The sequence below is a fragment of the Enterobacter sp. EC_50 genome, assembly GCF_019584525.1.
In the GTDB taxonomy this organism is placed as follows: Bacteria; Pseudomonadota; Gammaproteobacteria; order Enterobacterales; family Enterobacteriaceae; genus Enterobacter; species Enterobacter roggenkampii.
The window spans coordinates 20,291-31,345 of the sequence record NZ_VDAF01000036.1 but is presented as its reverse complement, the minus strand read 5'-3'; the positions used below and the strand labels follow the sequence as shown (position 1 = coordinate 31,345).

Sequence of the window (11,055 nt, the reverse complement as noted above, 5' to 3'; positions counted from 1 at the left end):
CGCTTAGTGCTGAATTCACTATCGGCGAAGGTGAGTTGATGGCTCATGATGTCCCTCTGGGATGCGCTCCGGATGAATATGATGATCTCATATCAGGAACTTGTTCGCACCTTCCTTAGCATTCAGCCTGCCATACTCTGCCAGCAACGGAGGTTTGAGCTTACCGGAATCCAGCATGCATGAGAGTTTGTTAAGAATATCATGCTGTTTAGACATGTCCGCAGTAGCATGCATGGGGCGGGTAAACATTGCCTCCCAGTGAACAGAAACGCTCTTAAATTTGATCAAACGCAGATCCAGTGGTTCAGGGTCGTCGATGAGTCCGATACGGCCTTGTGGGGCAATAATTTCGGCCATATTTTCCCAGGCAGATGGCGTGGTGTACGTTGAGAAAATCCGGGTAATGGGAGGGAGTCCAGCAAGGCTGGCAACCTGTGGCGCAAGCGCACATGAATGATCCAGGACATAATGCGCACCAAACCCGCGAACCGCTCTGACACTCTCCTGCCGGGAGGCAGTCCCGATGATGTTCACCCGACTCAGAGTGCGGGCAAGCTGTATAGCCATACAAGGGACTCCGCCCGCACCGCCAAGCATCAACAGGGTCTGATCAGCATCTCCGTTCACTGACAACTGCAGACGATCAAATAACATTTACCAGGCTGTCAGACCGGTCAGAGGAACCGACGCTGCAGCTTCAAAACTTAGTGCTGCCGGCTTTATCCCCGTAATGCGTTCGTCAACCAGCTGAAACTCTGCGTTGGCTCCCTGGCGATCGAGCACACCGGCATAGAAAACGTGGTCACCTGGCCTGAACAGCGTCACATCTGGTCCGGTTGCTTCAACAACACCGGAAGCGTCGTATCCCATAACTACCGGATTGCCTGCAGAGGGACTGATGTTTCGCCGGCTTTACAGGTCCCGTGGGTTAACCGCGACCGCCCTGACTCTGATCAAAAGATCACGCCCCTTGGGCATGGATGGGTGGGGAAGCGACAAATCTTCAATAACGGATGTACTTTCCCCGGGTTGCCAGAAACCAACGGCTTTCATTCTGTCTCCTTAAAAAGGTCAGTCACCAGATAAATAAATGTAAAAGTGTGCGGAACGCGATACCCGCCAGTGCCCCCGGCAGTGCAAATCGAAAAATACGCGGAAAGCGGGCGCTGGGTAATGCTGTCAACCTGTTGATGACTATTTTAATCTGTAGTCATTCAATCCTTGTAACATCAGGATGATCCTGGTGTCAGTGAAAATACGAAATCAACACGTTGGTATCATTACCCACCTGTGAACTGACGTCGGCATTTTGAATCTCACTTCGGCGTGCCCCCTCCGAATGGCGCAAAACATTTCGTGGTATGGCATGATAGCACCCGAAGAGAGTCAATTCAGGGTGGTAAATGTGAAACCAGTAACGCTATACGATGTCGCAGAGTATGCCGGTGTCTCTTATCAGACCGTTTCCCGCGTGATGAACCAGGCCAGCCACGTCTCTGCGAAAACGCGGGAAAAGGTGGAAGCGGCGATGGCGCAGCTGAACTACATTCCCAACCGCGTGGCACAACAACTGGCGGGCAAACAGTCGTTGCTGATTGGCGTTGCTACCTCCAGTCTGGCCCTGCACGCGCCGTCGCAAATTGTCGCGGCGATTAAATCTCGCGCCGATCAACTGGGTGCCAGCGTGGTGGTGTCGATGGTAGAACGAAGCAGCGTCGAAGCCTGTAAAGCGGCTGTACATAACCTTCTCGCGCAACGCGTCAGTGGTCTGATCATTAACTATCCGCTGGATGACGAGGATGCCATTGCTGTGGAAGCTGCCTGCGCTAATGTTCCGGCCCTATTTCTTGATGTCTCTGACCAGACTCCCATCAACAGTATTATTTTTTCCCATGAAGACGGTACGCGACTGGGCGTGGAGCATCTGATCGCATTGGGTCACCAGCAAATCGCGTTGTTAGCCGGTCCATTAAGTTCTGTCTCGGCGCGTCTGCGTCTGGCGGACTGGCATAAATATCTCACACGCAATCAAATTCATCCGATAGCGGAACGGGAAGGCGACTGGAGTGCCATGTCCGGTTTTCAACAAACTATGCAAATGCTGAATGAGGGCATCGTTCCCACTGCGATGCTGGTTGCCAACGATCAGATGGCGCTGGGCGCAATGCGCGCTATTACCGAGTCCGGGCTGCGCGTTGGTGCGGATATCTCGGTAGTGGGATACGACGATACCGAAGACAGCTCGTGTTATATCCCGCCGTTAACCACCATCAAACAGGATTTTCGCCTGCTGGGGAAAACTAGCGTGGACCGCTTGCTGAAACTCTCTCAGGGCCAGGCGGTGAAGAGCAATCAGCTGTTGCCCGTCTCACTGGTGAAAAGAAAAACCACCCTACCGCCCAATACGCAAACCACCTCTCCCCGCACGTTGGCAGATTCCTTAATGCAGCTGGCACGACAAGTTTCCCGACTTGAAAGCGGGCAGTGAGCGCAACGCAATTAATGTGAGTCAGCTCACTCATTAGGCACCCCAGGCTTTACACTCATGTGTCCGGCTCGTATGTTATGCGAAAATGTGAGCGGATAACAATTCACACAGGATACAACTATGACAATGATTACGGATTCACTGGCCGTCGTATTACAACGTCGTGACTGGGAAAACCCTGGCGTTACCCAACTTAATCGCCTTGCGGCACATCCCCCTTTCGCCAGCTGGCGTAATAGCGAAGAGGCTCGCACCGATCGCCCTTCCCAAGAGTCGCGCAGCCTGAATGGTGAATGGCGCTTTGCCTGGTTTCCGGCACCAGAAGCGGTACCAGAAAGCTGGCTGGAGCGCGATCTTCCTGACGCCGATACTGTCATCGTCCCCTCAAACTGGCAGATGCACGGTTACGATGCGCCTATCTACACCAACGTGACCTATCCCATTGCGGTCAATCCACCGTATGTTCCCACGGAGAATCCGACGGGTTGTTACTCGCTCACATTTAATATTGATGAAAGCTGGCTACAGGAAGGCCAGACGCGAATTATTTTTGATGGTGTTAACTCGGCGTTTCATTTGTGGTGCAACGGGCGCTGGGTCGGTTACGGACAGGACAGTCGTTTGCCGTCTGAATTTGACCTGAGCGCATTTTTACACGCCGGAGAAAACCGCCTCGCGGTGATGGTGCTGCGCTGGAGTAACGGCAATTATCTGGAAGATCAGGATATGTGGCGGATGAGCGGCATTTTCCGTGACGTCTCGTTGCTGCACAAACCGACCACACAAATCAGCGATTTCCATGTTGTTACTCACTTTAATGATGATTTCAGCCGCGCTGTACTGGAGGCAAAAGTTCAGATGTACGGCGTGCTGCGCGATGAGCTGAGGGTGACGGTTTCTTTGTGGCAGGGTGAAACACAGGTCGCCAGCGGCACCGCGCCTTTCGGCGGTGAAATTATCGATGAGCGTGGCGGTTATGCCAATCGCGTCACGCTACGTCTGAACGTCGAAAACCCGGCGCTGTGGAGCGCCGAAATCCCGAATCTCTACCGTGCGGTGATTGAACTGCACACCGCCGACGGCATGCTGATTGAAGCAGAAGCCTGCGATGTCGGTTTCCGCGAGGTGCGGATTGAAAATGGCCTGCTGCTGCTGAACGGCAAGCCGTTGTTGATTCGCGGTGTTAACCGTCACGAGCATCATCCTCTGCATGGTCAGGTCATGGATGAGCAGACGATGGTGCAGGATATCCTGCTGATGAAGCAGAACAACTTTAACGCCGTGCGCTGTTCGCATTATCCGAATCATCCGCTGTGGTACACGTTGTGCGACCGCTACGGCCTGTACGTGGTGGATGAAGCCAATATTGAAACCCACGGCATGGTGCCAATGAATCGTCTGACCGATGATCCGCTCTGGCTACCCGCGATGAGCGAACGCGTAACGCGAATGGTGCAGCGCGATCGTAATCACCCGAGTGTGATCATCTGGTCGCTGGGGAATGAATCAGGCCACGGTGCTAATCACGATGCGCTCTATCGCTGGATTAAATCTGTCGATCCTTCCCGCCCGGTACAGTATGAAGGCGGCGGAGCCGACACCTCCGCAACCGATATTATTTGCCCGATGTACGCGCGTGTGGATGAAGACCAGCCCTTCCCGGCTGTGCCGAAATGGTCCATCAAAAAATGGCTTTCGCTGCCTGGAGAACTGCGTCCGCTGATCCTTTGCGAATATGCCCACGCAATGGGTAACAGTCTTGGTGGCTTCGCTAAATACTGGCAGGCGTTTCGTCAATACCCCCGTTTACAGGGCGGCTTCGTCTGGGACTGGGTCGATCAATCACTGATTAAATATGATGAAAACGGCAACCCGTGGTCGGCTTACGGCGGTGATTTTGGCGATACGCCGAACGATCGCCAGTTCTGCATGAACGGTCTGGTCTTTGCAGACCGCACGCCGCATCCAGCGCTGACAGAAGCAAAACACCAGCAGCAGTTTTTCCAGTTCCGTTTATCCGGGCAAACCATCGAAGTGACCAGCGAATACCTGTTCCGTCATAGCGATAACGAGCTCCTGCGCTGGATGGTGGCGCTGGATGGCAAGCTGCTGACAAGCGGTGAAGTGCCTCTGGATGTCGCTCCACAAGGAAAACAGTTGATTGAACTGCCTGAACTACCGCAGCCGGAGAGCACCGGGCAACTCTGGCTAACGGTTCACGTAGTGCAACCGAACGCGACCACATGGTCAGCAGCCGGGCACATCAGCGCCTGGCAGCAATGGCGTCTGGCGGAAAACCTCAGCGTGACACAACCCTCCGCGCCCCACGCCATCCCGCAACTGACCACCAGCGAAACGGATTTTTGCATCGAACTTGGTAATAAGCGTTGGCAATTTAACCGGTTGTCAGGTCTTCTTTCACAAATGTGGAACGGCGATGAAAAACAACTGCTGACGCCGCTGCGCGATCAATTCACCCGTGCACCGCTGGATAATGACATTGGCGTAAGTGAAACGACCCGCATTGACCCTAACGCCTGGGTCGAACGCTGGAAGGCGGCGGGCCATTACCAGGCCGAAGCAGCGTTGTTGCAGTGCACGGCAGATACACTTGCCGACGCGGTGCTGATTACCACGGTCCACGCGTGGCAGCATCAGGGGAAAACCTTATTTATCAGCCGGAAAACCTACCGGATTGATGGAAGTGGTCAAATGGCGATTACCGTTGATGTTGAAGTGGCGAGCAATACGCCACATCCGGCGCGGATTGGCCTGACCTGCCAGCTGGCGCAGGTAGCAGAGCGGGTAAACTGGCTCGGATTAGGGCCGCAAGAAAACTATCCCGACCGCCTTACTGCGGCCTGTTTTGACCGCTGGGATCTGCCATTGTCAGACATGTATACCCCGTACGTCTTCCCGAGCGAAAACGGTCTGCGCTGCGGGACGCGCGAATTGAATTATGGCCCACACCAGTGGCGCGGCGACTTCCAGTTCAACATCAGCCGCTACAGTCAACAGCAACTGATGGAAACCAGCCATCGCCATCTGCTGCACGCGGAAGAAGGCACATGGCTGAATATCGACGGTTTCCATATGGGGATTGGTGGCGACGACTCCTGGAGCCCGTCAGTGTCGGCGGAATTCCAGCTTAGCGCCGGTCGCTACCATTACCAGTTGCTCTGGTGTCAAAAATAATAATAACCGGGCAGGCCATGTCTGCCCGTATTTCGCGTAAGGAAATCCATTATGTACTATTTAAAAAACACAAACTTTTGGATGTTCGGTTTATTCTTTTTCTTTTACTTTTTTATCATGGGAGCCTACTTCCCGTTTTTCCCGATTTGGCTACATGACATCAACCATATCAGCAAAAGTGATACGGGTATTATTTTTGCCGCTATTTCTCTGTTCTCGCTATTATTCCAACCGCTGTTTGGTCTGCTTTCTGACAAACTCGGGCTGCGCAAATACCTGCTGTGGATTATTACCGGCATGTTAGTGATGTTTGCGCCGTTCTTTATTTTTATCTTCGGGCCACTGTTACAATACAACATTTTAGTAGGATCGATTGTTGGTGGTATTTATCTAGGCTTTTGTTTTAACGCCGGTGCGCCAGCAGTAGAGGCATTTATCGAGAAAGTCAGCCGTCGCAGTAATTTCGAATTTGGTCGCGCGCGGATGTTTGGCTGTGTTGGCTGGGCGCTGTGTGCCTCGATTGTCGGCATCATGTTCACCATCAATAATCAGTTTGTTTTCTGGCTGGGTTCTGGCTGTGCATTCATCCTCGCCGTTTTACTCTTTTTCGCCAAAACGGATGCGCCCTCTTCTGCCACGGTTGCCAATGCGGTAGGTGCCAACCATTCGGCATTTAGCCTTAAGCTGGCGCTGGAACTGTTCAGACAGCCAAAACTGTGGTTTTTGTCACTGTATGTTATTGGCGTTTCCTGCACCTACGATGTTTTTGACCAACAGTTTGCTAATTTCTTTACTTCGTTCTTTGCTACCGGTGAACAGGGTACGCGGGTATTTGGCTACGTAACGACAATGGGCGAATTACTTAACGCCTCGATTATGTTTTTTGCGCCACTGATCATTAATCGCATCGGTGGGAAAAACGCCCTGCTGCTGGCTGGCACTATTATGTCAGTACGTATTATTGGCTCATCGTTCGCTACCTCAGCACTGGAAGTGGTTATTCTGAAAACGCTGCATATGTTTGAAGTACCGTTCCTGCTGGTGGGCTGCTTTAAATATATTACCAGCCAGTTTGAAGTGCGTTTTTCAGCGACGATTTATCTGGTCAGTTTCTGCTTCTTTAAGCAACTGGCGATGATTTTTATGTCTATTCTGGCGGGCAATATGTATGAAAGCATCGGTTTCCAGGGCGCTTACCTGGTGCTGGGTCTGGTGGCGCTGGGCTTCACCTTAATTTCCGTGTTCACGCTTAGCGGCCCCGGCCCACTTTCCCTGCTGCGTCGCAAGGTGAATGAAGTCGCTTAAGAAATTAATGTCGGATACGGCGCGAGCGCCTTATCCGACCAACTTATCAGGACGGAATGTTAAAAATGAACATGTCGATGACAGAAAAAATAAAAGCAGGCAAGCTATTTACCGATATGTGCGAAGGCTTACCTGAAAAAAGACTTCGTGGGAAAACATTAATGTATGAGTTCAATCACTCGCATCCATCAGAAGTTGAAAAAAGGGTAATGACTCCAACTTATTGATAGTGTTTTATGTTCAGATAATGCCCGATGACTTTGTCATGCAACTCCACCGATTTTGAGAACGACAGCGACTTCCGTCCCAGCCGTGCCAGGTGCTGCCTCAGATTCAGGTTATGCCGCTCAATTCGCTGCGTATATCGCTTGCTGATTACGTGCAGCTTTCCCTTCAGGCGGGATTCATACAGCGGCCAGCCATCCGTCATCCATATCACCACGTCAAAGGGTGACAGCAGGCTCATAAGACGCCCCAGCGTCGCCATAGTGCGTTCACCGAAGACGTGCGCCACAACCGTCCTCCGTATCCTGTCATACGCGTAAAACAGCCAGCGCTGACGTGATTTAGCACCGACGTAGCCCCACTGTTCGTCCATTTCAGCGCAGACAATCACATCACTGCCCGGTTGTATGCGCGAGGTTACCGACTGCGGCCTGAGTTTTTTAAGTGACGTAAAACCGTGTTGAGGCCAACGCCCATAATGCGTGCACTGGCGCGACATCCGACGCCATTCATGGCCATATCAATGATTTTCTGGTGCGTACCGGGTTGAGAAGCGGTGTAAGTGAACTGCAGTTGCCATGTTTTACGGCAGTGAGAGCAGAGATAGCGCTGATGTCCGGCAGTGCTTTTGCCGTTACGCACCACCCCGTCAGTAGCTGAACAGGAGGGACAGCTGATAGAAACAGAAGCCACTGGAGCACCTCAAAAACACCATCATACACTAAATCAGTAAGTTGGCAGCATCACCCATTTTTGTGCATTACGTCGCATGTATATTCCTCGTTAAAATACAGGCGGGGCTGAATAAAGGTGAGGCTCGCAATGCCCTTGCGCGAGCGGTCTTTATGCATCGGCTGGGTGAAATCAGAGATCGGGGGCTGGAGAATCAGAGCTATCGAGCCAGCGGTCTGACGTTGCTGACTGCGGCGATCTCACTGTGGAATACGGTATATATAGAAAGAGCGATAGATTCTTTGAGACGAAAAGGGATCCCGATTAATGAGCAACTGATTACCATCTGTCACCACTGGGATGGGAACATATCAACCTGAGCGGGGATTACGTCTGGAGAACGAACCTCAAACTGGGACAGGGTAAATACCGCGCATTACGCTCAGTGAATAGTAATATGTACAAAAAACAGGCTTAGCGTAGGATAATTAATGAGATGGTCACTCCCTCCTTCCCGGTACTATGCTGAGGACAGGCTTTCATTCGGAGAACTATCATGGAAAACATTGCGCTCATTGGTATCGATCTGGGTAAAAACTCTTTCCATATTCATTGCCAGGATCGTCGCGGGAAGGCTGTTTACCGTAAAAAATTTACCCGGCCAAAGTTGATCGAATTTTTGGCGACATGCCCCGCTACAACCATCGCAATGGAAGCCTGTGGCGGTTCTCACTTTATGGCACGCAAGTTGGAAGAGTTGGGGCATTCCCCAAAGCTGATATCACCACAATTTGTCCGCCCGTTCGTTAAAAGCAATAAAAACGACTTTGTCGACGCCGAAGCTATTTGTGAAGCTGCATCGCGTCCGTCTATGCGTTTTGTACAGCCCAGAACTGAATCTCAGCAGGCAATGCGTGCGCTGCATCGTGTCCGTGAATCCCTGGTTCAGGATAAGGTAAAAACAACCAATCAGATGCATGCTTTTCTGCTGGAATTTGGCATCAGCGTTCCACGAGGAGCTGCCGTTATTAGCCGACTGAGTACCCTTCTTGAGGACAATAGTTTGCCTCTATACCTCAGCCAGTTATTGCTGAAATTACAACAGCATTATCACTATCTTGTTGAGCAGATTAAAGATTTGGAATCCCAGTTGAAACGAAAGTTGGACGAAGATGAGATTGGACAGCGCTTGCTGAGCATTCCCTGCGTCGGAACACTGACAGCGAGTACTATTTCAACTGAGATTGGCGACGGGAAGCAGTACGCCAGCAGTCGTGACTTTGCGGCGGCAACAGGGCTAGTGCCTCGACAGTACAGCACGGGAGGTCGGACGACATTGCTGGGAATTAGTAAGCGAGGTAACAAAAAGATCCGAACTTTGTTGGTTCAATGTGCCAGGGTATTCATACAAAAACTGGAACACCAGTCTGGCAAATTGGCCGATTGGGTCAGGGATCTACTGTGTAGGAAAAGCAACTTTGTCGTCACTTGTGCTCTGGCAAACAAGCTGGCCAGAATAGCCTGGGCCCTAACGGCACGACAGCAAACTTATGTAGCATAACGGCAGAAATACACCGGTTTAAAGAATCACTGATCTGGTTTTGCGAATACTGATATTGATGATACTAACGGCCCACCGGCCTGTTGAGGAACCTGTAAAACGGAAAGGCTCATTGAAGCCGTATATTTTCTGGAGGTTCATCAGGCGCGGAACTCATCGAGGCGCGGGAATAAAATCCCATTCAGACGCCGGATAGATTCAAGCAAGCCAATTTATCGTCAAAATCGGTGTTGCAAAAACGGGAGTGACCATAGATTCCGTTTTCCAAGCGGACCCCATCACCACTGTCGGTATCGATCTTGCTAAAAATGTGTTTGCTGTTCACTGCATTGACCAAAATGGTAAAGCTGTTCTGGTTAAACCCAAGGTGTCGCGTGCAGCACTTTCTGAACTCATCGCAGGTTTACCTCCCTGTGTCATTGGAATGGAAGCCTGCTCGGGTGCCCACTATTGGGCAAGATTATTCAGGCAGTATGGCCATGATGTCCGGTTGATGGCTCCGAAATTTGTCTCACCCTATCGCATGGCGGGTAAGACCGGGAAAAATGATGCAGCTGATGCAATAGCTATTTGTGAGGCAGTGCAGCGGCCGCATATGCGCTTTGTACCAGTCAAAGACGAAAGCCAGCAGGCAATGCAATGCTTACATCGGACAAGACAGGGATTTATCCAGGAAAGAACAGCAACGTATAACCGTCTTCGGGGCCTGATATCTGAATTCGGGGTTATTGCCCCACAAAGCACTGATGCTCTGCGTCATGTTGTTTCTGACCAGAAGGAAACTCTGCCAGTACAGGTTAGGCTGTGCATTGATGATCTATTGACACATGTCACTAATATTGAAGAGAAAATCGCCGAATATGACAGGGTATTATCTCGTGTGGCCAAAACAGATCATCGCAGCCAGCAGTTAATGGAACTGAAAGGTGTTGGGCCCACCACAGCGAGTGCGCTGGTCGCCAGTATTGGCAATGCCCATGATTTTAAGAACGGGCGCCAACTGGCAGCCTGGTTGGGGCTAACGCCATCACAATACAGTAGTGGCGGAAAATCAAAGCTTGGCAGGATAACAAAAGCGGGTGATGCCTATCTGCGAACCCTACTGGTCCAGGGAGCCCGTTCTGTAATGGTAGGGGCAGAGAATAGAACGGACCCGTTTAGCCGTTGGGTCTGCTCGTTGATTGGTAGGCGGGGATACTGGCGTGCTGTCGTTGCAATCGCCGCCAAGAATGCGAGGTTGTGCTGGGCATCATTACATTACGGCGATGACTTCAGACTGTATTCAACAACATGAAAAATTTAACTGAGTAGTAACTGAACTGTAAATTGTTGATGGTAAAGGGTTAGACCCCCGTGAGAAGTATCTGCATATCCTACTGGATATCACTATCCGATTAACGAAGGAGGATCTCACGAGCGTCTTTCATCAGGGTCCGAATCACTAGCGATTCAGCATGACCGTTTATAGTAGCGCAGTCTTATCCCTTGCCTTTCATTGATGAACAGACAGAAATTAAAAACCGGCGTTGACTGTTCGGGGAAGCCCTTATAGTAGGATAATTTCCTTTTTCCAAGCGGACCCGATAAAGGACTTGGTCGATAATTGGCT

General features: G+C 51.2%; 6 protein-coding genes and 3 pseudogenes. 7 read left to right on the top strand and 2 right to left on the bottom strand.

What is annotated here, in order from left to right:
- Positions 1-114 precede the first annotated feature (114 nt).
- A pseudogene (locus tag FHC48_RS21535) lies at positions 115-1,053 on the bottom strand (zinc-binding alcohol dehydrogenase family protein); the annotation flags it as partial.
- A 352-nt stretch (positions 1,054-1,405) separates the two neighbouring features.
- On the opposite strand from FHC48_RS21535, the gene lacI reads away from it, so the two are divergent.
- The 4 genes and pseudogenes from lacI to FHC48_RS21515 form a co-directional block, all read left to right on the top strand.
- Positions 1,406-2,488: a DNA-binding transcriptional repressor LacI gene (gene lacI / locus FHC48_RS21530; protein ID WP_016809493.1), complete on the top strand. Its 1,083-nt coding sequence runs from the start codon at positions 1,406-1,408 to the stop codon at positions 2,486-2,488.
- 120 nt (positions 2,489-2,608) lie between these two features.
- Positions 2,609-5,683, top strand: a complete 3,075-nt coding sequence (gene lacZ, locus FHC48_RS21525; protein ID WP_220420592.1) for a beta-galactosidase — start codon at positions 2,609-2,611, stop codon at positions 5,681-5,683.
- Between the two features lie 51 nt (positions 5,684-5,734).
- Positions 5,735-6,988: a lactose permease gene (gene lacY, locus FHC48_RS21520; protein WP_039184238.1), complete on the top strand. Its 1,254-nt coding sequence runs from the start codon at positions 5,735-5,737 to the stop codon at positions 6,986-6,988.
- A gap of 65 nt (positions 6,989-7,053) precedes the next feature.
- A pseudogene (locus FHC48_RS21515) lies at positions 7,054-7,194 on the top strand (maltose acetyltransferase domain-containing protein); the annotation flags it as partial.
- Between the two features lie 14 nt (positions 7,195-7,208).
- On the opposite strand, the gene FHC48_RS21510 reads toward FHC48_RS21515, so the two are convergent.
- Positions 7,209-7,906, bottom strand: a protein-coding gene (locus FHC48_RS21510) for an IS1 family transposase (RefSeq protein WP_223610889.1) whose coding sequence is annotated in 2 segments (ribosomal slippage) — positions 7,209-7,657 and positions 7,657-7,906 — 699 coding nt in all. Because the reading frame shifts where the segments join, the coding sequence is not laid out codon by codon here.
- A 92-nt stretch (positions 7,907-7,998) separates the two neighbouring features.
- Between FHC48_RS21510 and FHC48_RS21505 the strand changes: the two are divergent.
- From FHC48_RS21505 to FHC48_RS21495, 3 genes and pseudogenes are all read left to right on the top strand, one after another.
- A pseudogene (locus tag FHC48_RS21505) lies at positions 7,999-8,363 on the top strand (Tn3 family transposase); the annotation flags it as partial.
- 78 nt (positions 8,364-8,441) lie between these two features.
- A complete protein-coding gene (locus FHC48_RS21500) occupies positions 8,442-9,446 on the top strand; it encodes an IS110-like element IS4321 family transposase (protein ID WP_047359309.1) in 1,005 nt (334 codons plus the stop codon).
- Between the two features lie 277 nt (positions 9,447-9,723).
- The gene (locus FHC48_RS21495) at positions 9,724-10,740 is read left to right on the top strand and encodes an IS110-like element IS5708 family transposase (RefSeq protein ID WP_220420593.1); all 1,017 of its coding nucleotides are present in this window, start codon (positions 9,724-9,726) and stop codon (positions 10,738-10,740) included.
- The last annotated feature ends 315 nt before the right edge of the window (positions 10,741-11,055 follow it).